Consider the following 24,786-nt stretch of genomic DNA (forward strand, 5'->3'; position numbering starts at 1 on the left):
TCGGCGCGTAGACGACCCGGCACTTCATTCCTGCGGCCCGACTCTCCGGGCCCGGCCCCGATGCGGCGGAATGGCCGGGGAACGCCGTCCGTTGGACAAATCCGTATGACTGCGACTTCGACGTCATCCCCGCACACCGTCCCGAAGTTCCCCTGGGCGGGACTCATCGCGCTCGCCTCGGCCGTGTTCCTCTCGGTCACGAGCGAGATGATCCCGACCGGGCTGCTGCCGGACATGAGCGCATCCCTCGGCGTCACCGAGGCGCAGATCGGCTTACTGGTCACCGTGTTCGCCTTCACCGTGGTGGTGACGAGCACGCCGCTCACGGCGCTGACCCGCCGATGGCCGCGCCACGGGATGATCGTCGGCATCCTGATCGTGCTCGGGGTGTCGAACCTGCTCACCGCAATCGCTCCGGACTATGCGTTCGTGGTCGGCTCGCGGGTGCTCGGCGGCGTCGCCCACGGGATGTTCTGGTCGATCGTCGGCGCTTACGCCGGGCATCTCGTCCCGAAGGAGCAGATCGGGCGCGCCGTATCGATCACCCTGGGCGGGGGAACGCTCGCGTTCGTGTTCGGGGTGCCGCTCGGGACCTTCGCCGGTCACCTGTTCGGCTGGCGCCTGTCCTTCGGACTGCTCGCCGCTCTCATGGCCGTCGGTGCCATCGTCGTCGCGAAGCTGCTGCCCACCGTGGAGCGGGATGCGGACGCGCGCGGCGGGCGCCGCCACGACCGCGCGGCGGCGAGACCGCGCGACCGCACCATCCCGGCCGTCGTGATGGTCTGCCTGATCGCGGCGGTGACCATGGTCGGCCACTACGCCTTCTACACGTTCGTGGTGCCGTTCCTCACGGGCCCGATGCACATCGCGGCCGGCGCTGTCGGCGCCCTGCTGTTCGTGTACGGCATCGCGGGCGCGGTCGGCCTCGTCCTGGCGGGATCGGTGCTCGGTCCCCGTCCTCAGCTCGGGCTCGTGCTCGCGCTGCTCGTCACCGGTGCGGCGGTCGCCGCCCTTGCGGTGCTGGCCGGCCAGCCCATCCCGGCGCTGATCGCGTTCGTGCTGTGGGGACTCGCCTTCGGCGCCCTGCCCCCGCTGCTGCAGACGCGGATGCTGCACACCTCGTCCGCCGCCTTCCGCGACACCGCGAGTGCGCTGTACACGACCTCCTTCAACATCGGGATCGGCGGGGGAGCGCTGCTCGGATCGCTCGTCTTCGCTGCCGGCGGCCTGATGCTGCTCCCGTGGTGCTACGTCGCCCTGCTGGTCGTCTCGCTGGCGCTCGTCGTGGTCGTCGGCCGCATGACCCGGGACCGCCCCGCCGCCTCCGCTGCTCCCGCTGCCTCCGCTGCTCCCGCTGCTCCCGGCACCGCGTGAGGCGCCACAGATTCGTCACGAATGTGCACTTACCGGCGGCGTAGGGCGACATTCGTCACGAATGTGCACTTACCCGCGGCGTAGGGCAACATTCGTCACGAATGTGCACTTACCGGCGGCGTAGGGCGACATTCGTCACGAATGTGCAGTTCGCGGCGGCGTAGGGCGACATTCGTGACGAATGTTGCGTTCCCGCGCGTTGGCGCGTAGGGCGACATTCGTGACGAATGTGCGCTTACCCGCGGCGTAGGGCGACATTCGTGACGAATGTGGCGCGGCGCGGGAGGCGGAGCCTCAGAGGACGGGGGTGCCGGCGCTCCAGACCTGCCGCACGATGAAGTCCGCGTCGAGGAGGACGGCGTCCGCCGCGTAGCCCGGCAGCAGTCGCCCGAGGTCGCCGCCACGACCGACGGCGGCAGCCGGCGTGGAGGTGACGGCACGCACCGCCTCCGCCACCGGGATGCCGACCTCGAGAACGGCGCGGCGCAGGGCGTCGTCGAGGGTGAGCGTCGAGCCGGCGATCGATCCGCCGGCCGCCAGCCGGGCCACTCCCTCGCGCACCTCCACGTCGAGCCCGCCCAGGCGGTAGCCGCCGTCGGCGGATCCCGCGGCGGCCATGGCGTCCGTGATCAGGGCCACGCGTCCGGGGGCGGCGGCGAACGCGATCCGCACGACCTCGGGATGCACGTGCACGCCGTCGTTCACGACCTCCAGCGTCACGCCCGGCGTGCGCGTCGCAGCCGCGACCGGACCGGGCTCACGGTGATGCAGCCCCGGCATGGCGTTGAAGGTGTGAGTGAGGATGCTCGCTCCCGCGTCGAACGCCGCCAGCGCCTGGTCGTAGTCCGCGGCCGTATGGCCGACCGCCACGGCCACGCCGGCCGCGGAGAGAGCGCGTATCGCATCCATTCCGCCCGGCAGCTCCGGGGCGAGCGTGACCTGCCGCAGCGTGCCGCCTGCGGCCTCCAGGAGGAGGTCGACGTCGGCCGCGGTCGGCGGACGCAGCAGTGCCGGATCGTGCGCGCCCTTGTGTCCGGCGTCCAGGAACGGCCCCTCCAGATGCGAGCCGAGGATGCGCGGGTCCGCAGCCGCCAGCGCGGCCACCTCCCGTACGCGCTGCGCCAGGGAGCCGACCGTCGCGGTGACCAGGGAGACCACCGACCGTGTCGTGCCGTGGCGACGGTGGAGCGCCAGCCCGCGGGCGATCGCGCCGGCGCCGTCGTCGAAGGCCGCACCGCCGCCACCGTGCACGTGGATGTCCACGAACCCGGGCGTGAGCCACGCGCCGGCAGCGTCCGTGGTGCGAAGCTCGCCCGCCTCCGCGACCCACGTCCGCCCGGTGCCTCTCGCGACGATCCGTTCGCCGTCGAACCGCACCCACCCGTCCTCCACCACGGTCCCGCCGTCGACCAGCCGCGCCGAGTGGATGACGTGGGCGCTGCTCACGCGACGATCACCTCGTAGCCGTGGTCCAGGAAGGCCGCCCGCTGCTCGTCGGTGATGCCGTCGTCCGTGATGAGCGTGGTCAGCACCCTCGGGCCGCCCAGGGTGGCGAACGCGGTCCGGCCGATCTTGGACGAGTCCGCGACCACGACGGCTCGGGTGGCCCGGCGTGCCATCAGCGAGTTGACGCTCGCCTCGCCCTCGTCGTGCACGGTCGCTCCGACGATCGGATCGATGCCGTTGACGCCGATGAAGGCGATGTCCATCGTGATCTTCTCCAGCACCACATCGCTGTACGGCCCGACGAGCTCGTAGGAGCGCGCGTGGACGACGCCGCCCGTCACCACGGTCTTGATCTGCGGGCGCATCACGAGCTGCGCCGCGATGTTGATGGCATTCGTGACGACGGTGAGGCTGGGATGGGGTGAGGGCTCCATCAGGTCGGGCCGCGACCCGAGCACGGTGGCGACGGCCGTGCTGGTCGTCCCTCCGCAGAGGCCCACCACGGCACCGCGCGTCACCAGGGCGCTCGCCGCCTGCGCGATCCGGAGCTTCTCGGGCGCGTGCTGCTCGCGCTTGTACCGGATCGGCAGGTCGTAGGCGACGGACTGGCCGATCGCGCCCCCGCGGGTGCGGGTGAGGAGCTGCTGCGAGGCGAGGGCGTCCAGGTCGCGCCGCGCCGTGGCCGCGGAGACGTCGAGCTTGGCCACGAGGTCGTCGACGTCGATCTGGCCGGCCTCGGCCAGGAGGTCGAGGACGGCGTTCAGCCGTTCCGCTCTGTTCATCGCTGGGGTGTCTCCATTCCGCCTGCCGTGTCGAGCAGGGTCATCAGGCGAGCCGCCTCCCGGGTCACCGCGGCCCGTCCCTCCCGCACGTAGAGCCGCGGGTCGACGACCTCGGGATGCGCGGCGAGGTATTCGCGCACGGCGGAGGTGAAGAACCGGTTGAGGTGGGTGGAGACGTTGACCTTGGTGATCCCGGCATGGATCGCCGCCCTGATCGTCTCATCCGCGACGCCGCTCGACCCGTGCAGCACGAGCGGAACCGGTACGGCGTGTCGCAGGCGCGCGATCAGGTCGAGGTCGAGGGAGGCGGTCCGCTCGGTCATCGCGTGGGAGCTGCCGACCGCGACGGCGAGGGCGTCGACGCCCGTCTCCTCGACGAAGCGGCGCGCCGCATCCGGGTCCGTCCGCACGCCCGGGGCGTGGGCGCCGTCCTTCCCGCCGATCTCGCCGAGCTCGGCCTCGACCATCACCTCGTTGGCGTGCGCGTGCTCCACCACGCGGATGGTCGCGGCGATGTTGTGCTCGTCGTCGAGTTTCGATCCGTCGAACATGACCGATCCGAAACCGATCTCGACGGCTCGGCGGGCCAGGTGCTCGTCCTCGGCGTGGTCGAGGTGCACGGCGACATGTGCAGGGGATTCGTGGGCGAGGGCGAGAGTGGCAGCGGCGATCGGGTCGAGCGACCCGTGGTAGGCCACGCAGTTCTGCGAGATCTGCAGCACCACCGGGAGGCCGGTCTGCTCGGCGGCGGCGACGAGCGCCTCGGCGGTCTCCAGCTGGATGACGTTGAACGCGGCGAGGCCCGTGCGGCGGCCGGCGGCCGCGTGCAGCAGGTCGGCTGTGGGGACGAGAGGCATGGCGGCGGCTCCGGCGCGTTTTTCGGGGTGGATGGACGGACGTGGATGGACGGACGTGGATGTGCGGACGTGGATGTGCGGACGTGGATGTGCGGACGTGGATCGGCGCAACCTCCTCACCCGGTCACGAGACGACTTTCGAGTTCGGAGTAGGACGGATGGACCTCCCCGGCGAGCGGAGCGAGCACCGCCGCCGCCGACCACGCGGTCGCGCGCTGCAGCAGCGCGGCCGGGTCGTCGACGCCCGCGGCGAGAAGGCACGCGACGGCGGCCACCGCCGCATCCCCCGCGCCGGTGGCGTTGCCGCTGAGCGGCGTGGGAAGGCGCGCGTGCAGTGGCTCGCCTACCCGCGGCACGGCGAGAATCCCCGCCGCACCGAGCGACACGAGCACCAGCCCGGCGCCCGTGTCGAGGAGCGCCCGCGCCCCGGCGACGGGGTCGTCGTGTCCCGTCGTCTCGGCCAGCTCGCGGCGGTTCGGCTTCACGACGGTGGCTCCCGCCTCGGCCGCCAGCCGAAGGGCGGGACCGACCGCGTCGATCACGCTCGGGAGGCCGTGGCCGGCCGCGCGGCGGACCAGGTCGGCATAGAAGGATTCCGGAGCGTCCGGAGGGAGGCTGCCCGAGCCGGCCACGCAGGTCGCGGGAAGGAGGAGCCGCTCGGCGGCATCCCGGAGTGCGGTCCATTCCGCGTCGCTCAGCGGCCCGCCCGTCTCGTTGACGACGGTCGTCTCCCCGGAGCCCTCGTCGACGATGGCGATGCTGCTCCGGGTCGGGGAGCTGACCGGGATGAGCTCGACCGGCAGCCGTGACGCCTCCAGCTCGTCGGCCAGTCGCACGCCGGAGGGTCCTCCCGCCGTGGTCAGCACGAACGGGTGCCCGCCGGTCTGCGCGATGACACGGGCGACGTTGAGGCCCTTGCCGCCCGCTCGGACGGCCGGGGGAGCGGCGCGGTGCGTCTCCCCGGGGTGCAGGGCGGGGACCCGGTAGGTCAGGTCGAGCGCGGGATTCGGCGTGACGGTCAGGATCACGACGTCGCCTCCGCAGCCGCGAGCAGGTCGCGCGCCCTCAGCCCCGCGCCGATGACGCCGGCGTTCTCGCCGACGCTGGCGGGGAGCAGCACGGGACGCCGCTGGAAGGTGAGGATGCGCTCCAGCTTCTCCGCGAGCGGCCCGAAGAGGGCCGGGCCGGCCTGCGCCAGCCCGCCTCCGATCACGATGGCCTCCGGCGCGAGCAGCGCGACGGTGTGCGAGAGGTCGAGAGCCAGCGCGTCGACGGCCGAATCCCACACGGAGCGCGCGGCATCGTCTCCGGCCTCGGCGCGGGCGAGGACCTCCCGGGCCCCGTGCACCTCCGCTCCCGTCAGGGCGTTGTAGCGGCGGGCGATGGCCGCGGCGGATGCGACCGCCTCGAGGCAGCCCATCCCGCCACAGGCGCACGCCGGGCCGTCCGCGACGCGCGAATGCCCCATCTCGCCGGCCATCCCTCCACCGGTGTGGATGCGGCCGTCCAGGAAGACGGCGCCCGCGATCCCGGTGCCGATCGCCATGACCACGACATCGCGGAAGGGGGCGGCGGCCCCGAGCCGATGCTCGGCTTCGCCCGCGCCGCGCACGTCGTGGCTGAACGAGACGGGCAGCCCGAGCGACTGCTCCGCACGGTCGCGGAACGGGAAGTCGTGCCAGCCCAGGTTCTCGGCGAAGATGCCGATCCCCGCGTCGTCGTCGACATGGCCGGGGACGAGCAGGCCGGCGGCCCGAGGGACGATCTCGGGATGCTGCGCTCGGAGCCCTGCCGCCATCCCGTCGATCGTGCGCATCACCGCATCCCCGGTCCCCGGTCCGTCGTGCGGGGTCGGGAGGCGCAGGACCTCGGCCAGGCGGCCGGCGTCGTCGATGAGCGCGGCCTTCGTGTCCGTGCCGCCGACGTCGAACGCCAGCACCGGCGCGCCGCTGCCCAGCGGGCCGGCGACGGCCGGGGGAGCGGTCACCGCCGCATCCACCGCCGGATTCACGGACTCGGTGCTCATCAGGGGAGGATCACCGATCGGGTGAGGTTGCGCGGGCGGTCGGGATCGAGCCCGGCCCGCCGGGCACGGGCCAGGGCGACGCGCTGGGCGCGGACGAGGTCCGCCATCCCGTCGATCGGCCGGTCCTCGAAGCGCGCTCCGGTCGCCGCGACATCGCCGGACAGCCCGTCGGGCGCCTCGCCGAGCATCCACGTCACGCGGTTCGGGGCGGCGATCGCGATCGGGCCGTGCCGGTACTCCTTCGCGGGGTAGGACTCGGTCCACGACTGGGACGCCTCGCGCATCTTGAGCGCCGCCTCGTGGGCGAGCCCGACCGTCCATCCCGTCCCGAGGAAGGCGTACTGCTCGGCGTCGATCAGCGCGTCGTCGAGGTCTTCCTCGACCGCGGCGGCCGCCTGGTCGATCGCGGCGGCGAGATCGTGCCCGAGCGAGGCGCGCACGAGCGCCAGGGCAGTGGTCGCGAAGCGGGTCTGCACCACCGACTGCTCGTCCGCGAACGGGAGGCGGATGGCCGTGTCCACCAGTTCGACCAGCGGCGTGTCCGGGTCGCCGACGATCCCGACCGTCCGGGCACGGTTCCCGGCCGACCGGAGCCCGTCGAGCAGCTCGAGGACCTCGGTCGTCGTGCCCGAGCGGGTGATCGCGACGATCGCGTCGTAATCCCGGGCGCGGAAAGCGTCGGCGTCGACGAACGCTTCGGAGGCCGCGTAGGCGTCGGTCACGCCGTGCCCGGCGCGCTCACGCAGGACCGCGTAGGACTGCGCCATGAACCACGAGGTCCCGCAGCCCACGACGGCGATGCGCTCGCCGGCCGCCGGCAGGAGCGACTGCTCCTCGCGCAGGCCGGCCGCGATCGCCCAGGTCTGCGGTTGGGAGCGCAGTTCCGCCTCCATGTGGGACCCGGTGGTGGATGCGTGCGTCACTGATCGCTCCTGTTCTGCGCGTGCGTCGCTTGGTGCGTGAATGTCTGACTCCAATGATTGCGGATGATCGAAGCATCTGTCCAGTGAGCAGCTTCAATCGTTTCCCGCGGAATACCTGCCAACCTCGGGCTCCCGTGTAAACCGCAGGTAACGATCTTCCGCCTAGTCCTTGACGGGAAGGGGCGGACAGGCCATGATTTCGATCAATCAATGAGTGCAAGTGCTTGTTTTGAGCAAGAACAAATCACTAAACATCAACAGCTACGCATCGTCGCGCAGGAACCATCGCCGTGACGATTCGTGTTTCCCTTCAAGAAGTGAGGAAGTCAATGAAGAAGTCACTGCGCTGGGGGGCGGCGATCGCCACCGCGACCGTCGCCACCATGACGCTCGCCTCCTGCGGCTTCAGCGGCGGGTCCGGGGGCTCGTCCGGAAGCGCACAGACGCTCAACCTGATGGTCGCCAGCTACTCGGACAACACCAAGTCCGAATGGCAGCAGATCATCAAGGACTTCGAGGCCAAGAACTCCGGCATCAAGGTGGACCTGGACGTCGAGTCGTGGACCGACATCAACAACGTCATCAAGACGCGCATCCAGGCGCAGAAGCAGCCGGACATCCTGAACATCGACGCGTTCGCCGGATTCGCCGCGGACGATCTGCTGTACCCGGCCAAGGACATCGTCTCGTCCTCGACGCTGAACGACTTCCAGGACGCCTTCAAGAAGAACGCGAGCATCGACGGCACCCAGTACGGACTGCCCTTCATCGCCTCCGCGCGAGCCCTGTTCTACAACAAGGACGACTTCAGCAAGGCCGGCATCTCGGAGCCCCCGAAGACGTGGGCCGACTTCGAGGCGGATGCCGCCAAGCTGAAGGCGGCGGGCGTCACCCCGTACGGCATGCCGCTCGGAAGCGAGGAGGCCCAGGCCGAGACGGCCGTCTGGTTCTACGGAGCGGGCGGAGGCTACGGCGACGCCAAGAAGCTGACCATCGACAGCCCCCAGAACATCGAGGGCGCCACGGAGATGAAGAAGATCATCGACCAGGGCTACACCGAGCCGAACCCGGGATCCACGAACCGCACCCCGCTGCTGAACGTCTTCATCCAGGGACAGCTCGGCATGCAGGTCGGCCTCCCGCCGACAGTCGGGCAGCTCAAGGACAAGAACCCGTCCCTGAAGTACGGCATCGCGCCCATCCCGACCAAGGACGGCTCGGCCTTCACGCTCGGCGTCGCCGACCACCTCATGGCGTTCAAGAGCAAGACCGACAAGACCGCGTCGATCAAGAAGTTCCTGGATTACTTCTACTCCAAGGACGTCTACACGAAGTGGGTGACCGCGGAGGGCTTCCTCCCGACCACCAAGTCGGGCGCCGACGCGATGAGCTCGAACGAGTCGATCAAGCCGTTCCTCGACCTGCTGCCGAACGCCAAGTTCTATCCGTCGACGAACCCCGACTGGTCGGCCGCCCAGGGCGCCCTCCAGAGCCAGATCGGTCAGCTCGGACAGGGAGCCAACCCCGCCGACCTGCTGAAGTCCATCCAGGCCAAGGCCAGCGGGCAGTAAGCCGAGCGACCAGCCCAGAATATGACCAGCACTGCTGAAACCACCCGCGCGGGGGCGGCCACCGGCCGTCCCCGCCGCGGGGCGTCCCCCTCCTCGACAGGCGGAGCCGCCGACCTCTGGCATGCCGTGCCGTGGACGCTGCCCGCCCTCCTCCTGATCTTCGGGGTCGTGTTCTTCCCGGCCGGCTACATGGTCTTCAACTCCACCCGGAAGATCTCGCTCGCCGGAATCGACCACGGCTCCGTCGGCCTCCAGAACTACCTCACGGTGCTCTCTCGGCCCGAGCTTCCCGGCATCCTCCTCAACTCGCTCGTCTGGGTGGTCTCGGTCGTCGTCATCACCGTAGTGATCTCGCTCGCCCTCGCCCAGTTCCTGGACAAGAACTTCCCGGGCCGCCGCTGGGTACGGATGGCGATCATCGTCCCGTGGGCGGCCAGCGTCGTGATGACCACGACGGTGTTCGTCTACGGCCTCGACCCGTATTACGGGATCATCAACAAGTTCCTGGTCGACCTCCACCTGCTCGCGCAGCCCTTCGGGTTCACCAAGGAGCCGCTCCCGGCGTTCATCTCCTCGATCGGCATCGCGGTGTTCGTGTCGCTGCCGTTCACGACGTACACGATCCTCGCGGGCCTGGCCGGCATCCCGGGCGACATGCTCGAGGCGGCCAAGGTGGATGGAGCGGGCGCCTTCCGCTCCTACTTCGGCGTGACCCTGCCGAACCTCCGGAACGCGATCGCGCTGGCGACCCTCATCAACATCATTAACGTGTTCAACTCGCTGCCGATCCTGAAGCTGATGACCGGATCCATCCCCGGGTACAAGGCCGATACGACGACGACCTACGTCTTCAAGCTGCTGCAGAACGAGCAGCGGATCGACCTCTCCAGCGCGCTCAGCGTGATCAACTTCCTGATCGTGCTGGTCGTCGTCGGGCTGTACCTCTGGATCGTCAAACCCATGAAGGAGGTCTCGTGACCGCGCCGGCCCCCACCCTGATCGCCGGCGCTCCGACGGCGCCGCGCCGGCGTCCGCGAGCGTCCGGGTCCTCCTGGCGCGTCGCCGGGAAGACGATCGCCGGGATCGTCATCGCGCTCGTCTTCATCGCTCCGTACCTGATCATGCTCACCGGCTCGTTCAAGAGCCGGAACAACATCCTCGCCGTCCCGCCGACCTACCTGCCCGAGCAGTGGCATCCCGAGAACTACCTCACGATGTGGTCGACGCCCGAGACGCCGCTGCCGTACAACCTGATCTCCACCATCGTGATCTCCGTCTTCGCGACGGCCCTGGTGCTGGTCGTGTGCGTACCGGCCGCGTACTACACCGCGCGGTTCCGCTTTCCCGGCCGGGGGGTCTTCCTCTTCCTGGTGATCGTCACGCAGATGCTGCAGCCCACGGTGCTCGCCACGGGCCTGTTCAAGGAGATGGTGGCGCTCGGGATCAACGACACGTGGCTGGCGATGATCCTGGTGAACGCGGCCTTCAACCTGGCGTTCGCCATCTGGATCATGCACAGCTTCTTCTCCGGCGTGCCCCAGGAGGTCGACGAGGCCGCCCAGCTGGACGGCGCGGGCAAGTGGACGGTGCTGTTCCGGGTCCAGCTGCCGCTGGTCTGGCCCGGGATCGTGACCGCGATCATCTACACCTTCGTCGCGTCCTGGAACGAGTTCGCGGCCAGCCTGGTGATCCTGTCGACGGACGCCAACCAGCCGCTCTCCGTGGCTCTCACCAAGTTCGTCGGCCAGTACGACGCGGCCTGGCAGTACGTGTTCGCCGTGTCCGTGGTCGCCGTCATCCCCGTGGTGATCCTCTTCATGCTCATCGAGAAGCGACTGGTCGGCGGACTGACCGCGGGCAGCGTGAAATAGCTACCCCTGAAGGATTCGCCGGGAGGCGCCGCCCGTGTGGCGCGACGCGGTCGCCTCCCGTCGGAACCCGTCCGGGTTCGTTGTGCTGCGGTTTGTAACGTCTGCGGTTGCTCGCCCGACCGCACATGTTCCAAAACGCAGCAGACGGACGCCGGCGGCTGCGCCGCGACGCCGCGGCGAGCGGCGACGCCCGCAACGACGCCGCGGCGCCGGATGAAGACCTTCTCAGGCCGGAGTCAACCTCTGCCGGGCACCACCGGGTCACGGGTACCATCCAAGAGGCGATCAGCCGATACTCAACCGGATGGGACGATGACAGCGGGGACGACGAGCACCAGGCGGCCGGACCTCTCGGGCCCGCTGCGTGTTCCTCGCCGGTTGCGCTTCGCCGGGCGCGAGGTGCCGTGGTGGGCGGCCGTGCTCGTCGTCTATGCCGTCTCGCGGCTGCTGACGACCACGCTCATGCTGGCGCTGTTCGTCGCGGCGAACCTCGGCCACTGGGACTACTCGAGTCCCCTGATGGACCCGACGTTCTTCACCTTCTCGGGATCGTGGGACGGCGCGTACTACAGCCAGATCGTCGAGCAGGGCTACCCGACGTCCCTGCCGCTGGACAGCGACGGCTCGGTGCAGCAGAATCCGTGGGCCTTCCTTCCGCTGTTCCCGATGGCCGCACGCGTGGTCATGCTGTTCACCGGGCTGAGCTTCTATCCGGCCGGCTTCGTGGTGGCGATGGCCTTCGGCGCCGCGGCGAGCGTTGTCCTGTTCCGGCTGGTGGCGGCGCGCGCCGGCGTCTCCAGCGCGTTCTGGGCGACGGCGTTCTTCTGCTTCGGCCCGCTCTCGTTCGTGCTGCAGATCGCCTACGCCGAGAGCATGTTCTTCTTCCTGATGTTCGCCGCGCTGCTGGCGATGGTGCATCGCCGCTACTGGCTGATGCTGCCGTTCGGCGTCGCCGCGGCCTTCACCCGGCCGGGCGCGCTGGCCCTGCCGCTGGCCCTCTTCATCGTGCTGCTCGTTCGCACCATCAACGCCCGGCGCGGAGGCGACGGGTTCCGGCCGCGCGAGCGGCTCGCGATCGTCCTCACCGGGGCACTCACGGCCGTCGCCGGCCTGTCCTGGCCGATCATCGCCGCGGCCGTCACCGGCACGGGCGACGCGTACATCAGCACCGAGCTGTCCTGGTGGACCGGGTTCATCGGCAAGGTCGCCTTCATCCCCCTGACACCGTGGTTCCTGCTCAGCTGGCGGTACCTCAGCATCCTCGGCGCGCTCATCGTCATCTCGATCATCGCCGGCTACGCGTGGGTGATCACCCGGCCATCCATCCGTGCGCTCGGGACGGAGCTGGTCGCCTACGCGGCCAGCTACGGGCTCTATCTGTTCGCGGTGTTCCTGCCGCAGCAGAGCACGTTCCGGCTGCTCCTGCCGCTCTCGCCGCTGGCGGGAGCGCGCGGGCTCACCCGTCACCGGCGTGCGCGGAAGGCCGCGCTGATCGCGTGCGTCGCGCTCCAGCCGGTCGCGATCGTGCTGCTGTGGTTCGTCGGGTATCCGTGAGCCGGCGGACATCCGTGAGCCCCCGGCGTCCGTGAGCCGTCGTCGGCGGAGGCGGCCGACCGGCCGCACGGGTTACGCGCACCCTGTGCTTTGCTATGCTTGGCCCGTCGCGACTGGCGCTCAGATGGTCACCATCGGGGAGCGACACGGTACCTCGAAACACGGATGGATGCGGCCGCGCGCCTGGGTCGCTACGAATTGGTCCATCCCTGTACGAAGGAGCCGGCAATGACCGATACCCTCCCCTCGACGTTCACCGCACCACTCGCGGAAGTCGACCCCGAGATCGCGGAGGTGCTGCAGCTCGAGCTCGGTCGCCAGCGCGACTACCTCGAGATGATCGCCTCCGAGAACTTCGTGCCGCGTGCCGTGCTCGAAGCGGTCGGCTCGGTGCTCACCAACAAGTACGCGGAAGGCTACCCCGGCCGCCGCTACTACGGCGGCTGCGAGTACGTCGACATCGCCGAGCAGCTGGCGATCGACCGGGCGAAGGCCCTCTTCGGCGCCGAGTACGCGAACGTGCAGCCGCACTCCGGAGCCTCCGCGAACGCGGCGGTGCTGTCGGCGATCGCGACGCCCGGCGACACCATCCTGGGCCTGGAGCTCGCCCACGGTGGGCACCTCACCCACGGCATGAAGCTCAACTTCTCCGGGAAGCTCTACAACGCCGTGTCCTACGGCGTCGACCCGGAGACCTTCCTCGTCGACATGAACGTCGTGCGCGACAAGGCGATCGAGCACAAGCCGCGCGTGATCATCGCCGGCTGGTCCGCCTACCCCCGTCAGCTCGACTTCGCGGCGTTCCGCGAGATCGCGGACGAGGTGGGCGCGAAGCTCTGGGTCGACATGGCGCACTTCGCCGGTCTCGTCGCCGCTGGGCTGCATCCCTCGCCCGTCCCGTACGCGGACGTCGTCAGCTCCACAGTGCACAAGACCATCGGCGGCCCGCGCTCCGGCTTCATCGTCAGCCGGGACACGGAGCTGGCGAAGAAGCTCAACTCGAACGTCTTCCCCGGCCAGCAGGGCGGCCCGCTCATGCACGTGATCGCTGCGAAGGCCACCGCGTTCAAGCTGGCGGCGACCGAGGAGTTCAAGGACCGCCAGGCGCGCACCATCCGCGGCGCCCAGCTGCTCGCCTCGCGGCTCACCGCCGAGGACTCGCGGGCGGCCGGTGTGGATGTGCTCACCGGCGGCACGGACGTCCACCTGGTGCTCGCCGACCTCCGTACCTCGGAGCTCGACGGTCAGCAGGCGGAGGACGTGCTGCACGAGGTCGGGATCACGGTGAACCGCAACGCGGTCCCGTTCGACCCGCGCCCGCCGATGGTGACCTCCGGCCTGCGCATCGGCACCCCGGCGCTCGCGACGCGCGGTTTCGGCGACACCGAGTTCACCGAGGTGGCCGACATCATCGCGCTCGCGCTCCGTCCCGGTGCCGACACGCGCGCCCTCCGCGCCCGCGTGGACGCGCTCACGGCGGCCTTCCCGCTCTACCCGGGCCTGACCCCCTCGGGTCAGGACGCCTTCCCCGTCGAGCTGCCCTCCTCGATCTGACCCATCCCTGCGCCTTCGGTTCCCGAGTTCTTCGAGCAGTCCACGCGGATCCGCTCGAAGACCTCGGGAACCGTCGGCTCGCACGAGAGGAACGACGCGTGACGGCACGGATTCTGGATGGGAAGGCGACGGCCGCCGCGATCAAAGCCGAGCTGAAGGAGCGGGTGGATGCCCTGCGTGCGCGGGGGATCGTCCCGGGTCTGGGCACCATCCTCGTCGGCGATGACCCGGGCTCGCAGTGGTACGTCGCCGGCAAGCACCGCGACTGCGCAGAGGTCGGCATCGCCTCCATCCGCCGCGACCTGCCGGCCGAGACCTCGCAGGCCGAGCTCGAGGCCGTCGTCGAGGAGCTCAACGCCGACCCGGACTGCACCGGCTTCATCGTGCAGCTCCCGCTGCCGGCGCACCTCGACACCGACGCCATCCTCGAACTGGTCGACCCGGCGAAGGATGCGGACGGCCTGCACCCCACGAACCTCGGCCGGCTGATGCTCAACGTGGGCCGCCCGATCACCTCGCCGCTGCCGTGCACGCCGCGCGGCATCATCGAGCTGATGCTGCGTCACGACATCGACCTCCGCGGCGCGGATGTGGTCGTCGTCGGCCGCGGCGTCACCGTCGGGCGCGCCATCGGCTCCCTCCTCACCCGCCGCGAGTTCAACGCGACGGTGACGCTGACCCACACCGGCACGCGGTACCTCGGCGAGCACCTCCGCCGGGCGGACGTCATCGTGGCGGCGGCCGGAGTGGCGGGCCTGGTGACCGCCGCCGACGTCAAGCCGGGCGCGGTGGTGCTCGACGTCGGCGTGAGCCGGGTGGAGGATCCGCTCACCGGCAGGAGCGTCGTCGCCGGCGACGTGTCGCCCGAGGTCGCCGAGGTCGCCGGATGGATCTCGCCGAACCCGGGCGGCGTCGGACCGATGACCCGCGCCCTCCTGCTGCAGAACGTCGTCGAGACCGCCGAGCGCCGCCTCTCCTGACCCAGCCCCCCGCCCCAGCCCCACCGTCGAGTCCGCAGAGATTGCACGGTGCGGCGGCGTATCGCGTGCAGTCTCTGCGGACTCGATGGTGGGGCTGAGGGCGGGGTGGGGTGGGTCAGCGGTCGAGGACGAGGATGAAGCGCTTGCGGACGATGCGCTCGCCCGGCTCACCGCGCAGGTCGTCGAGGGCGGAGAGCACGCGGTCGAGGACGCCGGGGCGCAGCGGAAGCGGCGCCTCATCCGGCTGGTCGACGGTCCCGGCGGGATAGTCCTCGCCAGGCGTCGACGACATCTCGATGTGTGCGCCGCGCACCTCCCGCACCGGCGCCGGAGGGTCGTCCCGGAAGCGGATCAGCCGCTCGATCGTCGCGCGGAACTGCGGCAGGTCCCGAACGTACAGTCGCGCCGGGAGGACGGTGTCCCCGGTGAACAGGATGCCCGTCCTCCGGTCGAAGAACACGACCGCCGACGGCTCGTGGCCGGGTCCCCCGATCACGTCGATCACACGACGCCCGAGGTCGAAGGCGACCGTCTCCTCCGGCCAGGACCGGAAGCCGAAGAACCCGATCACCTCGGCGGGACTCGTCCCGACGACGGTCGTGCCGGGCCGGTCGCGCAGCAGCGGGTCACCGGCGATGTGGTCGCCGTGAGCGTGCGAATGGGCGACGACCAGGGGATACGGACGGACGAAGACGACCGGGTTGCGGCGCAGCCACTCGGCGATCAGCCGATCGATCGCCGCGCGCAGTGGAAACTGCCCCTCATCGGAGGTCGCGCCGGTGTCGATCAGGAGGGCCCGCTCCCGCCCGAACAGCAGGTAGAGGAAGGGCGCCTCCCAGTGCGACGCCTTCGGCTGCCGCAGCTGGACGGTGTCCGGGTCGAGCCAGGTCACCTCCGGCTCCCGCGCTCCCTGTCCGCTCACCCTCCCAGTCTGCCCGCCTCCGGTAACGCCCGGGTGAACGCGCCCGCCCTCTGCCCGCGAAGTGCTCCTTGTTGCAGGCGACACGCCGCGGGGCGCTGCAACAACGAGCACTTCGCGGGGAGGCGGGAGGCGCGGAGGGGGGAGGGGGGGAGGGGGGAGGCGCGAAGCAGGGGAGTGGAGGGGGGAGGGCCGATGCCCGAGGTGCTCGTTGTTGCAGGCGACACGCCGTGGGGCGCTGCACCTGCGAGCACTTCGCGGGGGAGGGGCGGAGCGCGGAGGGGCGGAGCGCGGGGAGGCGGAGGCGGAGGAGCGGGAGGGGGAGGCGGAGGGCGTACGGTGGAGTGCGGATGCGCGAGGTGCTCGTTCTTGCAGACGACACGCCGTGGGGCGGTGCACCTACGAGCACCTCGCGGCGAGGGGCGGAGCCGGGGAGGGGCGGAGCGGGGAGCGGCGGAGCGGGGAGCGGCGGAGGCGCGGAGGCGCGGAGGGCGGAACGAGCGGGACGCGTCAGGACTCGCGGCGGGCGCCCTCGGAGGGGCGCACGGTGAACAGCTCCGGCTGCCCGAAGCCGTGCTCGGCGAACGCGCCGTCGAGCGCCACGAGCACGCGGCTGAGGGCGTCGGACGGCACCAGCGCGATGGCCGAGCCGCCGAAGCCGCCGCCGGTCATCCGCGCGCCGATCGCGCCGTTCGCCTGCGCCGTCTCGACCGCGAGGTCGAGCTCCGGCACCGAGATCTCGAAGTCGTCGCGCATCGAGACATGGGATGCGTCCAGCAGTTCCCCGATCGCGGCCGGTCCCTGCTCGCGCAGCGTCCGCACGGTGTCGAGCACGCGCTGGTCCTCGGTGACGACGTGGCGCACCCGGCGGAAGGTCACGTCGTCGAGCAGCTCGCGCGCCCGGTCGAGGTCGGCGAGCGAGACATCCCGGAGGGACTCCACTCCGAGGATGCGCGCCCCCTCTTCGCAGGACGCCCTGCGCTCGGCGTACCCGCCGTCCGCGTGCGCATGCGTGACGCCCGTGTTGATGATGAGGATCTCGAGCCCGGCGGCTTCGAGGCCGAGCGGGACGACCTCCGACTCGAGCGAGCGGCAGTCCAGGAACACGGCGGCGTCCGGCTCGCCGAGGAGGGATGCGGACTGGTCCATGATCCCGGTGGGTGCGCCGGCCGCGACGTTCTCCGCGCGCTGCCCGACGCGTGCGAGCGTGCGCCGGTCGAGTCCTAGCCTCCAGAGCTCGTCGAGTGCGAGACCGACGGCGCTCTCGATCGCCGCGGACGACGACAAGCCGGCGCCGACCGGCACGTTGGAGTCGAGGAGGATGTCCATGCCGGGCACGGCGGCGAGGTCGACCCCGAACTCGCTCATCGCCCAGGCGACGCCCAGGGGATACGCGGCCCAGCCGCTCAGGATCTCGGGCGAGAGGTCGTCGATGGCGACCTCCACCAGTTCGTCCGCGAACGTGCTGCCGACGCGCAGGACGCGGTCGTCGCGGACGCCGATCGCCGCGAGCGTCCGGCGGTTGATGGCGAACGGCAGCACGAACCCCAGGTTGTAGTCCGTGTGCTCGCCGATCAGGTTCACGCGCCCCGGCGCCGACCAGATGCCGTCGGGTTCGCGGCCGAAGGTCTGGATGAAGTCGTCGCGGATTCCCGTTCGCAGGTCGGTCATCGGTCAGCCTCTCGGTCGTTGGCGGTGTTCGTGTCGGGAGTGGATGCGCCGCCGGATGCGGCGCCCGTGGATGCGGCGCCCGTGGATGCGGTCGCGCCGGATGCGGTCGCCTCGGCCGAGCCGGCCGGCGCGCCCGCCGCCGCGGTGACGAGCCCGGTCACCTCGACCGGGAGCGCGCCGACGGGGTCCGCCTCATCGGCGCGGGCGATCGCCTCGCGGAGGGCCGCGGCCGCCTGCTCCGGCGGGACATCGCCGATCCACGCACCCATGGCGGCCTCCGAGCCGGCCAGGAACTTCAGCTTATCCGCGCCGCGCCGCGGCGACGTCAGCTGCAGCATCAGCCGGATCTCGTCCCTCCGGACCCCGACCGGAGCCTGGTGCCACGCCGCGATGTACGGGGTGGGGGAGTCGTAGAGCGCATCCACGCCGCGCAGCACCCGCAGGTACAGTGTCGCGAGCTCGTCGCGCTCCGCCGCGTTCGTCTCGGCGAGGTCGGCGACGTGCCGGTGGGGCAGCACGTGGATCTCGATGGGCCAGCGTGCCGCGAAGGGCACGAATGCGGTCCAGTGCTCACCCGCGAGCACCACGCGCCCGGACGCGCGCTCTCGCTCCAGGATGTCGGCGAAGAGCGTGGGTCCGTAGGAGTCCAGCGAGCGCAGGAGTGCCGCGGTCCGCGGCGTGATGTACGGGTAGGCGTAGATCTGGCCGTGCGGGTGGTGCAGCGTGACGCCGATCGCCTCCCCGCGGTTCTCGAACGGGAAGACCTGCTGCACGCCGGGCAGCGCGGAGAGCTGCGTCGTCCGGTCGGCCCAGGCTTCGATGACCGTGCGGGCTCGCGACGGCGTGAGGCTCCCGAACGAGCCGGTCGTGGCCGGGCTGAAGCAGACCACTTCGCAGCGGCCGACCGAGGTCCGCGTGCGGCCCAGTCCGACGGTCGCGAGCTCCGCGATCCCTTCCGGCGCGTTCCCGTCCTCCAGCAGCGGACCGAACGACGGCGACTTGTTCTCGAACACCGCGACGTCGTAGAGATCGGGGATCTCCGAGGGATTGGATGGCGTGGCCGGCGCCAGCGGGTCGAGTTCCGCGGGCGGGAGCATGACGCGGTTCTGCCGTGCCGCCGCGATGGAGACCCACTCGCCGGTGAGTGGATCCTGCCGCATGGTGGCCGTCGCCGGTCGCGGTGCCGGCTCGCGCAGGTCGGGCTTGCGCTCGGCGTTCAGCGTCGTGTCGGCGTCGTCGTAGTAGATGAGCTCCCGGCCGTCGGAGAGACGAGTGGGGCGCTTCGTGATCGCGGCCATGCCATCCTTTCGATTCCGAAAGCAAGAATACGACAACAGCTTTCGTATTGACAAGGATTCGCAAGCGTTCCAGCATGGGCCTATGACCGAACCGCTGCCCGCAGCCCTCCGCCGCGAGCGGATGCTGGAGCTGATCGGCCGTGCCGGCTTCGCCCGCGTCTCCGACCTGAGCGAGGCGTTCCAGGTCTCCGACGTGACGGTCCGCAGCGATCTGGATGCGCTCGATCGCGAGCAGAGCATCCGCCGCATCCACGGTGGGGCCGTGCTGCGAACGGCGGGGATGCGCGAGGCGAGCTTCGAGGAGGCGCTGGAGTCGTCCGCCGACGAGAAGCGCCGCATCGGTCAGACCGCTGCCGCCATGGTCGCCTCCGGGAGCAGTGTCCTCCTGGATGTGGGCACGACGACGGCCGCCATCGCGCGCGCCCTCGTCGAGCGCGACGACCTCGAGAACGTGACCGTCATCACCAACGGCCTGACCATCGCCCTGGAGCTCGAGCGCGCCATCCCGCGCTTCGCCGTCGTGGTGACCGGCGGGACCCTGCGGCCGCTGCAGCACTCCCTGGTGGAGCCGCTGGCCGCTGTGCTGCTGGAACGCATGCATGCCGACGTGGCGTTCATCGGCTGCACGGGCGTGCATCCCACCGGCGGCATCACCAACGTGAACCTGCCGGAGGCCGACCTGAAACGCGTCATGGTCCGCTCGGCGGAGCGCGCGGTCGTCGTGGCCGACGGCTCCAAACTCGACCGAACGCACCTGGGGCGGATCGCCGCAGTGGATGAGGTGGCCGAGTTGATCACGGGCGCATCCGCTCCCCATGCCGCTGTGACGGCATTGCGGGACGCAGGTCTCCCAGTGGTCGTCGCCTGAGGCCTACCCTGGTTCCATGCGTCCTGCGACCGGTGAACAGTACGAACTCGACTTCGGCGACCTCAGCGCCACGATCGTGCAGGTGGGGGCCGGTATCCGGTCGCTCCGCTTCGCGGAATCGGACCTGACGGAGCCGTATCCCGCCGGGGAGCAGCCGCCCTCGGCCTGCGGCATCGTCCTGGTGCCGTGGCCCAACCGGGTCGCCGACGGCCGGTGGGAGTTCGAGGGCGAGCCCCGGCAGCTGGACCTGACGGAACCGGCGAAGGGCAACGCCATCCACGGGCTGTTGCGCCGCCGTCCCTACGAACTGGTGGACCGGACGGACTCGACCGTGACGCAGGCTGCTGCCATCTTCCCCGAGCCGGGATATCCGTTCCTGCTCGAGACCGCCGTCACGCACGAGCTCCACACCGACGGCCTGCAGGTCACCCACACGATCAGCAACGCGGGCGAGGTGCCGGCGCCCGTCGCGGTGGGCGCGCATCCCTACGTCCGCATCGGCGATGTGCCGCCCGAGCAGCTGACGGTGACCGTCGCCGCGCGCACCCGCTTTCAGACGGACGAGCGCAGCAACGTCATCGGGGAGTCGGCCGTCGAGGGCACGCCGTTCGACCTGTCCGGCGGCCGCCGCCTCAGCGAGCTCGAGCTGGACACCGGTTACGGCGACCTGCCGGACGGACCGGCGGAGCATGTGCTCGCCGCCGACGACGGCCGGCGCCTCGTGCTCTGGGGGGACGAGGCCTTCCGCTACGTGCAGGTGTTCACCCACCGATCCTTCGCCACGAAGCCGGGAGGAGTGGCTCTCGCCATCGAGCCGATGACCGCGCCGGCGGACGCCCTCAACTCCGGTCGCGGCCTGCGCTGGCTGGAGCCGGGCGAGACGTGGACGGTGAGCTGGGGCATCCGGCCGGAGGGGTTCGGCGGGGAGGCCTACCTGGCCAGCTGGGGGTAGAGCGCGCGGACGTCCTCGTGGAGGTGCGACTTAACGTAGCGCGCGGTGTCGCCGACGACCGCCTCCGCTTCGTCCGCCGCCACGGCGTCCAGCGCCTCCTCCACGACCTGGCGCGGCGGCACCTTCTCGCCGGTGGCGTGTGCGGCCATGTCGGTGTCGACGTAGCCGACGTGGACGCCGACCACCTGGATGCCAGCGTCCGCCAGCTCCACCCGGGCCGAGTTGCTCGCGGACCAGAGTGCCGCCTTCGTCGCACTGTACGAGCCGGTGCCGAGCCAGCTGAGCGCCGAGTGCATGTTCACGACGGCGCCGCCTCCATTCGCCTCGAGCACCGGCGTGAAGGCGCGGGTGATCAGCACCGGACCCCAGAAGTTGGTGTCGAACTCATGCCGGATCACGTCGAGGTCGCCGGACACGAGCGACTGGTCGGACGCGATTCCCGCGTTGTTGACGAGCACGGTCACGTCGGTGGCCACGGCGGCGGCGCGGCGGATGCTGTCGGCGTCGGTCACATCCAGCTGCAGGGGGATGACGCGCGGGTCGTCCGCGACGATGCTCTCGGGGCGCCGTGCGGCGGCGTAGACCTTGATCGCGCCGCGCTCGAGGAGCTCCGCGACGAAGGCGGCGCCGAGGCCGCGGTTGGCGCCGGTGACGAGGGCGACACGTCCGGTGATGTCGGTCATGGGGAGTCCTTCCAAAGTAAACAGATCGGTGTACCTGCAATGTACACAGATCGGTTTACTTTTTGCAAGCTCGGCTCTAGGATGAGACGCGTGAGCACGACGTCCACCCTCCCCCGGCCGAAGCCGCGCGACCGCGTGCTGGCGGCAGCGGCGCGGTTGTTCATCCGCGAGGGCGTCAACGCGGTGGGCGTCGACCGGCTCGCGCAGGAGGCCGAGGTCTCCAAGCGCTCCGTCTACCAGCACTTCGAGGGCAAGGACGACATCGTCGCCGCGATGCTCCGGGAGTACGGCCCGCGCGTGGTCGCCGGGTACTTCTCGGACGACGAGGAGCAGACCCCGCGCGAGCGCACCCTCCACGTGTTCGACGCGCTCCAGACGGCCGCCGAGGCCGGCGACTTCTTCGGCTGCCCCTTCGTCAACGTGGCCACCGAACTGCGCGACCGGGAACATCCCGCCGCCGTGGTCGCCCGGCGCTTCAAGGACGAGCTGACGGCGTACTTCGAGCGGCAGGCCGTTGCGGCCGGCGCCCGCCGGCCGCGCCTCCTCGCCGAGCAGCTGACGCTGCTGTTCGACGGCGCCTCCGCGAGCGCCGCCGTGCGCGGCGGCACGCCCGACGCCGCCCGCCTCGCCGGCGAGCAACTGTTCGACGCCGCTACCCGCTAGTCGCACGAGAGCCCGGCACCGCTTCCGTACCGGCGGCCGTCCGGCGGCCGTCCGCCGGCGGTCCGGCGGCCGTCCGCCGGCGGTCCGGCGGCCGTCCGGCGGCCGTCCGGCGAGTCGCAGGCGCTTCCCTGTCGACACCGGTTGAATGGCCACATGACTGGCATCCCTGCTCCGCGCTTCGCGGGCTCCGCTCTTGTCGCTCTCACGCTGGCGTTCGTGCTGGCCGGCTGCACCACGCCGGACTCGGCGCCGACGACGGACAGTGCGTCCGCCTCGTCCTCGTCCTCGGACTCGCCATCGGCCACGCCGCGGCCCACCGGCACGACCACCGCGGTCCCGATCAACGGGCAGTGCGACACCGGCACGCTCAGCGGCGTCATCGGGCAGGGCGGCGGGGGAGCGGCGGGAAGCGTCGAGGTCAGCATCGTCCTCACCAACAACGGCTCCACCGAGTGCTCCCTTCAGGGCTGGCCCGGCGTCTCCTTCGTCGGCGACGGGAACGGCACCCAGCTGGGAGCGGCGGCACAGCTCGACCGGAGCAAGCCGCATCCCACCGTCGTGCTCCAGCCGGGAGGCACAGCCCAGGCGCCGCTGCGGATCGTGCAGGCGCTCAACTACTCCGAGTCCGAGTGCAAGCCGAAGCCGGCGGACGGCTTCCGGGTGTACCCGCCCGGATCGACGGAGTCGCTCTTCATCAAGGACACCGGCGTGACCGCCTGCACCTCCGAATCCGTCTCGCTGCTCACCGTCGGGGCGTTCGTCGCCGGCTGACGCTGCGGGCTCGGGCGCGGGCGCGGCGCGGACGCTACGGCGGAGGCGCTAGGCGCTCGCGCTCGGGCTCGGGCTCGGGCGCGGCGCGGCGCGGACGCTAGGCGCAGGCGCTAGGCAGGCGCTAGGCAGGCGCTAGGCGCACACGCGCGCGAGCGCGCCTCCCCAGGAGTCCTGCAGATCCGCCATGGCGTCACGCGCCGACTGAACGGCGTGAACCGGGTCGTCGACCATCGCCGCGCCGTCGACGGCGTCGGCGAGCCGTTCGAGGTCGCCTTGGACCGGCGAGAGGGCGCCGGACACGGCCGGAGTCGCAATGTCCGCGGTGGAGGCGCGGAACGCATCCACCGCATGCCGGATGCCGGAACCCGCCTCGACGGGATGCGCTGCGAGCGCGTCGAGCTGCAGCTCCAGGGCGGGCTCGAGGGCGTGGCGCGCGCTGCGGATCGTCGCACAGTCGCGTCCCCGGGCGGCGGACGCCTCCGAGAACAACGGAAACTCGGTGTGCAGGGCCGTCGCCAGGATCAGGATGGCGGCGAGGCACCCCAGCGCGAGAGCACCGAGCCACCACCACAGGTCGACGCCGCCGGGCGTCGCAGACGCGCTGCGACCGTTCCCACCTCTCGCCTCGCGCTCCGGCCATCCGCGCGTCGGCGCATCCTCCTCCGCGGCGGCGGCGCCGCGGAGGGCGCCGCACGGGTCGGCGCGCGGGTCGGCGCGCGGGACGCCGCGCGGGTCGGCGCGCGGGACGCCGTCGATGCCGGCATGGGCGGCGGGCTCGTCTACCTGGGGCTCCACGCCATCCAGCATGTCGTATCCGGCCTCTCCGAGGGAGGCTTCCGGCCAAGGTTTGCCGACGCGTCGCCGCCGAGCTTGGTGCCGGCTCGGCCGCGAATGCGGCAATTCGTTACGTCTGCGGGTGGGCGAGCACCGGCAAACGTACCGAATCGCAGCAGTCACCCGCTTGGCCGCCGACGGACGCGTGACCGCAGGCCGCGGGCCGCCGCATGCCGCATGCCGCATGCCGCCGCGGGCCGCGGGCCGCGGCGGGCGGCGGGCCGCGGCGGGCCGCCCGCTCACCGTGCACGTAACGCCTGCGGCACCGCTGCTCCGGCGTAGAGGCCGACCTCCGAGCGTCACTCTCGACGCGAATGCGGCGGCTCGGTACAACTGCGCGTGCGCGAGCACCCGCAAACGTTCCAAACCGCAGCAGTCGCCGGCCCGCGACCCTCGTGCGCACGCCCGGTCCGGGCGGCGGAGGGGGTGTCACGAATCTCCCCGCCGGACAGCACGGGAGGTCTATCGTGTTCCTATGGCGGCGATGCGGCGGTCCGGGGTCCTGGTCGCTGCTGCCGCATGCGCGCTGGCACTTGCCGGGTGCACCCCGTCAGCGCCTTCTGCACCGGTTGCTTCCCACCCTGCAGGGGAGGCGGCGTCGTGTCCGGCCCGACCCGTGTCGAAATTGACCGCGTCGACGCTCCCGGGTGCTCACTCCCAGTTGGTGCCGATCAGGCCGACCGGCGTCCTGGTGTGTCACTACGGCAGCATGCAGCAGTCCGAGTCGCTCGTGTCGAGCGCCGCTGTGTACAGCGCGAAGGATGCCGCCGAGTTGGCGTCTTTCCTGGATCACGCGGGTACATACAACACGGGGCCGATCAACTGCCCGATGGACGACGGCGAGTCCGCCCATTTCGCCTTCTGGAGTCGGACAGCCCGCAGCGAACTGACCGTCGAGCTATCCGGTTGCAGGACCGCATCGAACGGAACCACATTCCGTCTCGGAGTCGCGTTGACACCGAAGCTCCTGAAGCTTGCCGGACTAGCGGCTGGGGACTGACGGCGCGCCTATCCTGCCCAAGTGGCAGACGCCGAGCGTGCAGGTCTGCTTCGCCCCGGCGATCCCCGGCGCCCCGGCGAACCCCGGGGATCCCAATGACTGTAAGGGTGGGCCCGGTGGGGCTCGAACCCACGACCCGCGGATTAAAAGTCCGATGCTCTGCCAACTGAGCTACAGGCCCTCACCACC

At 71.0% G+C, this 24,786-nt stretch carries 21 protein-coding genes, 1 tRNA gene and 1 pseudogene; 11 read left to right on the forward strand and 12 right to left on the reverse strand.

Annotated features, from left to right (window positions below; all coding sequences use genetic code 11):
- Window positions 1-105 precede the first annotated feature (105 nt).
- A complete protein-coding gene (locus tag BM287_RS14550) occupies window positions 106-1,374 on the forward strand; it encodes an MFS transporter (protein ID WP_090040912.1) in 1,269 nt (422 codons plus the stop codon).
- 294 nt (window positions 1,375-1,668) lie between these two features.
- Here the strand turns inward: BM287_RS14550 and nagA are convergent, their stop codons facing one another.
- The 6 genes from nagA to BM287_RS14580 all read right to left on the reverse strand — a co-directional run bounded on the left by nagA (window position 1,669) and on the right by BM287_RS14580 (window position 7,378).
- Window positions 1,669-2,820: an N-acetylglucosamine-6-phosphate deacetylase gene (gene nagA, locus BM287_RS14555; RefSeq protein WP_090040909.1), complete on the reverse strand. Its 1,152-nt coding sequence runs from the start codon at window positions 2,818-2,820 to the stop codon at window positions 1,669-1,671.
- Window positions 2,817-3,602 (reverse strand): DeoR/GlpR family DNA-binding transcription regulator, encoded by a 786-nt coding sequence (locus tag BM287_RS14560; protein ID WP_090040906.1) that lies wholly within the window; start codon window positions 3,600-3,602, stop codon window positions 2,817-2,819. The genes nagA and BM287_RS14560 overlap by 4 nt, the downstream gene beginning before the upstream one ends.
- Entirely contained in the window at window positions 3,599-4,459 is an 861-nt protein-coding gene (locus tag BM287_RS14565) for a class II fructose-bisphosphate aldolase (RefSeq protein WP_090040903.1), read from the reverse strand. Before BM287_RS14565 ends, BM287_RS14560 begins: the two co-directional genes overlap by 4 nt.
- A 116-nt stretch (window positions 4,460-4,575) precedes the next feature.
- Entirely contained in the window at window positions 4,576-5,487 is a 912-nt protein-coding gene (locus tag BM287_RS14570) for a 1-phosphofructokinase family hexose kinase (protein WP_090040900.1), read from the reverse strand.
- Entirely contained in the window at window positions 5,484-6,485 is a 1,002-nt protein-coding gene (locus BM287_RS14575) for an ROK family protein (protein ID WP_090040898.1), read from the reverse strand. Before BM287_RS14575 ends, BM287_RS14570 begins: the two co-directional genes overlap by 4 nt.
- Window positions 6,485-7,378 (reverse strand): SIS domain-containing protein, encoded by an 894-nt coding sequence (locus BM287_RS14580; RefSeq protein WP_090040962.1) that lies wholly within the window; start codon window positions 7,376-7,378, stop codon window positions 6,485-6,487. The genes BM287_RS14575 and BM287_RS14580 overlap by 1 nt, the downstream gene beginning before the upstream one ends.
- Before the next feature lie 359 nt (window positions 7,379-7,737).
- Here BM287_RS14580 and BM287_RS14585 point away from each other — a divergent pair, with 359 nt between their 5' ends.
- From BM287_RS14585 to BM287_RS14610, 6 genes are all read left to right on the forward strand, one after another.
- Complete coding sequence (locus BM287_RS14585) at window positions 7,738-8,979, forward strand: extracellular solute-binding protein (RefSeq protein WP_090040896.1); 1,242 nt, start codon at window positions 7,738-7,740, stop codon at window positions 8,977-8,979.
- Window positions 8,980-9,000: 21 nt separating this feature from the next.
- Window positions 9,001-9,957: a carbohydrate ABC transporter permease gene (locus BM287_RS14590; RefSeq protein WP_090040894.1), complete on the forward strand. Its 957-nt coding sequence runs from the start codon at window positions 9,001-9,003 to the stop codon at window positions 9,955-9,957.
- Window positions 9,954-10,850 (forward strand): carbohydrate ABC transporter permease, encoded by an 897-nt coding sequence (locus BM287_RS14595; RefSeq protein WP_090040892.1) that lies wholly within the window; start codon window positions 9,954-9,956, stop codon window positions 10,848-10,850. Before BM287_RS14590 ends, BM287_RS14595 begins: the two co-directional genes overlap by 4 nt.
- Window positions 10,851-11,162: 312 nt before the next feature.
- Entirely contained in the window at window positions 11,163-12,404 is a 1,242-nt protein-coding gene (locus tag BM287_RS14600) for a glycosyltransferase family protein (protein ID WP_244528329.1), read from the forward strand.
- A gap of 228 nt (window positions 12,405-12,632) precedes the next feature.
- Window positions 12,633-13,958 (forward strand): serine hydroxymethyltransferase, encoded by a 1,326-nt coding sequence (gene glyA / locus BM287_RS14605; protein ID WP_090040889.1) that lies wholly within the window; start codon window positions 12,633-12,635, stop codon window positions 13,956-13,958.
- A 98-nt stretch (window positions 13,959-14,056) separates the two neighbouring features.
- Complete coding sequence (locus tag BM287_RS14610) at window positions 14,057-14,938, forward strand: bifunctional methylenetetrahydrofolate dehydrogenase/methenyltetrahydrofolate cyclohydrolase (protein WP_090040887.1); 882 nt, start codon at window positions 14,057-14,059, stop codon at window positions 14,936-14,938.
- Window positions 14,939-15,053: 115 nt separating this feature from the next.
- On the opposite strand, the gene BM287_RS14615 is transcribed toward BM287_RS14610, so the two are convergent.
- The 3 genes and pseudogenes from BM287_RS14615 to galT form a co-directional block, all read right to left on the reverse strand.
- The gene (locus BM287_RS14615; RefSeq protein ID WP_090040885.1) at window positions 15,054-15,860 is read right to left on the reverse strand and encodes an MBL fold metallo-hydrolase; all 807 of its coding nucleotides are present in this window, start codon (window positions 15,858-15,860) and stop codon (window positions 15,054-15,056) included.
- 507 nt (window positions 15,861-16,367) lie between these two features.
- A complete protein-coding gene (galK, locus tag BM287_RS14620; protein ID WP_090040883.1) occupies window positions 16,368-17,528 on the reverse strand; it encodes a galactokinase in 1,161 nt (386 codons plus the stop codon).
- A gap of 200 nt (window positions 17,529-17,728) precedes the next feature.
- Window positions 17,729-18,826: pseudogene (gene galT, locus BM287_RS14625) on the reverse strand (galactose-1-phosphate uridylyltransferase); the annotation flags it as partial.
- 82 nt (window positions 18,827-18,908) lie between these two features.
- Between galT and BM287_RS14630 the strand changes: the two are divergent.
- Together BM287_RS14630 and BM287_RS14635 are read left to right on the forward strand one after the other, a co-directional pair.
- Window positions 18,909-19,694, forward strand: coding sequence for a DeoR/GlpR family DNA-binding transcription regulator (locus BM287_RS14630; protein ID WP_090040881.1), 786 nt, complete (start codon window positions 18,909-18,911; stop codon window positions 19,692-19,694).
- A 16-nt stretch (window positions 19,695-19,710) separates the two neighbouring features.
- Window positions 19,711-20,646, forward strand: a complete 936-nt coding sequence (locus tag BM287_RS14635; RefSeq protein ID WP_090040878.1) for an aldose 1-epimerase family protein — start codon at window positions 19,711-19,713, stop codon at window positions 20,644-20,646.
- On the opposite strand, the gene BM287_RS14640 is transcribed toward BM287_RS14635, so the two are convergent.
- A complete protein-coding gene (locus BM287_RS14640; protein ID WP_090040877.1) occupies window positions 20,625-21,329 on the reverse strand; it encodes an SDR family oxidoreductase in 705 nt (234 codons plus the stop codon). The two genes, BM287_RS14635 and BM287_RS14640, sit on opposite strands and share 22 nt — an antisense overlap.
- Before the next feature lie 90 nt (window positions 21,330-21,419).
- Here BM287_RS14640 and BM287_RS14645 point away from each other — a divergent pair, with 90 nt between their 5' ends.
- Together BM287_RS14645 and BM287_RS14650 are read left to right on the forward strand one after the other, a co-directional pair.
- Window positions 21,420-21,992 carry a TetR/AcrR family transcriptional regulator gene (locus BM287_RS14645; RefSeq protein ID WP_244528333.1) on the forward strand — a complete coding sequence of 191 codons (573 nt, stop codon included), beginning with the start codon at window positions 21,420-21,422 and terminating at the stop codon, window positions 21,990-21,992.
- Window positions 21,993-22,145: 153 nt separating this feature from the next.
- Window positions 22,146-22,763 carry a DUF4232 domain-containing protein gene (locus tag BM287_RS14650; protein WP_090040873.1) on the forward strand — a complete coding sequence of 206 codons (618 nt, stop codon included), beginning with the start codon at window positions 22,146-22,148 and terminating at the stop codon, window positions 22,761-22,763.
- Window positions 22,764-22,895: 132 nt separating this feature from the next.
- Here the strand turns inward: BM287_RS14650 and BM287_RS14655 are convergent, their stop codons facing one another.
- Window positions 22,896-23,570: a hypothetical protein gene (locus tag BM287_RS14655; RefSeq protein ID WP_090040871.1), complete on the reverse strand. Its 675-nt coding sequence runs from the start codon at window positions 23,568-23,570 to the stop codon at window positions 22,896-22,898.
- Window positions 23,571-24,705: 1,135 nt separating this feature from the next.
- A tRNA-Lys gene (locus BM287_RS14665) sits at window positions 24,706-24,778 on the reverse strand.
- Window positions 24,779-24,786: the final 8 nt, after the last annotated feature.

The organism is Leifsonia sp. CL147 (genome assembly GCF_900114565.1).
Lineage (GTDB): Bacteria > Actinomycetota > Actinomycetes > Actinomycetales > Microbacteriaceae > Leifsonia.

What these genes read in the sequence shown, in the direction of transcription:
- BM287_RS14565 (WP_090040903.1), bottom strand. Translation starts at nt 4,459, where the DNA reads ATGCCTCTCGTCCCCACAGCCGACCTGCTGCACGCGGCCGCCGGCCGC.
- BM287_RS14635 (WP_090040878.1), top strand. Translation starts at nt 19,711, where the DNA reads ATGCGTCCTGCGACCGGTGAACAGTACGAACTCGACTTCGGCGACCTC.
- glyA (WP_090040889.1), top strand. Translation starts at nt 12,633, where the DNA reads ATGACCGATACCCTCCCCTCGACGTTCACCGCACCACTCGCGGAAGTC.
- BM287_RS14650 (WP_090040873.1), top strand. Translation starts at nt 22,146, where the DNA reads ATGACTGGCATCCCTGCTCCGCGCTTCGCGGGCTCCGCTCTTGTCGCT.
- BM287_RS14600 (WP_244528329.1), top strand. Translation starts at nt 11,163, where the DNA reads ATGACAGCGGGGACGACGAGCACCAGGCGGCCGGACCTCTCGGGCCCG.
- BM287_RS14560 (WP_090040906.1), bottom strand. Translation starts at nt 3,602, where the DNA reads ATGAACAGAGCGGAACGGCTGAACGCCGTCCTCGACCTCCTGGCCGAG.
- galK (WP_090040883.1), bottom strand. Translation starts at nt 17,528, where the DNA reads ATGACCGACCTGCGAACGGGAATCCGCGACGACTTCATCCAGACCTTC.
- BM287_RS14655 (WP_090040871.1), bottom strand. Translation starts at nt 23,570, where the DNA reads ATGCTGGATGGCGTGGAGCCCCAGGTAGACGAGCCCGCCGCCCATGCC.
- BM287_RS14630 (WP_090040881.1), top strand. Translation starts at nt 18,909, where the DNA reads ATGACCGAACCGCTGCCCGCAGCCCTCCGCCGCGAGCGGATGCTGGAG.
- BM287_RS14550 (WP_090040912.1), top strand. Translation starts at nt 106, where the DNA reads ATGACTGCGACTTCGACGTCATCCCCGCACACCGTCCCGAAGTTCCCC.
- BM287_RS14580 (WP_090040962.1), bottom strand. Translation starts at nt 7,378, where the DNA reads ATGGAGGCGGAACTGCGCTCCCAACCGCAGACCTGGGCGATCGCGGCC.
- BM287_RS14575 (WP_090040898.1), bottom strand. Translation starts at nt 6,485, where the DNA reads ATGAGCACCGAGTCCGTGAATCCGGCGGTGGATGCGGCGGTGACCGCT.
- BM287_RS14640 (WP_090040877.1), bottom strand. Translation starts at nt 21,329, where the DNA reads ATGACCGACATCACCGGACGTGTCGCCCTCGTCACCGGCGCCAACCGC.
- BM287_RS14585 (WP_090040896.1), top strand. Translation starts at nt 7,738, where the DNA reads ATGAAGAAGTCACTGCGCTGGGGGGCGGCGATCGCCACCGCGACCGTC.
- BM287_RS14590 (WP_090040894.1), top strand. Translation starts at nt 9,001, where the DNA reads ATGACCAGCACTGCTGAAACCACCCGCGCGGGGGCGGCCACCGGCCGT.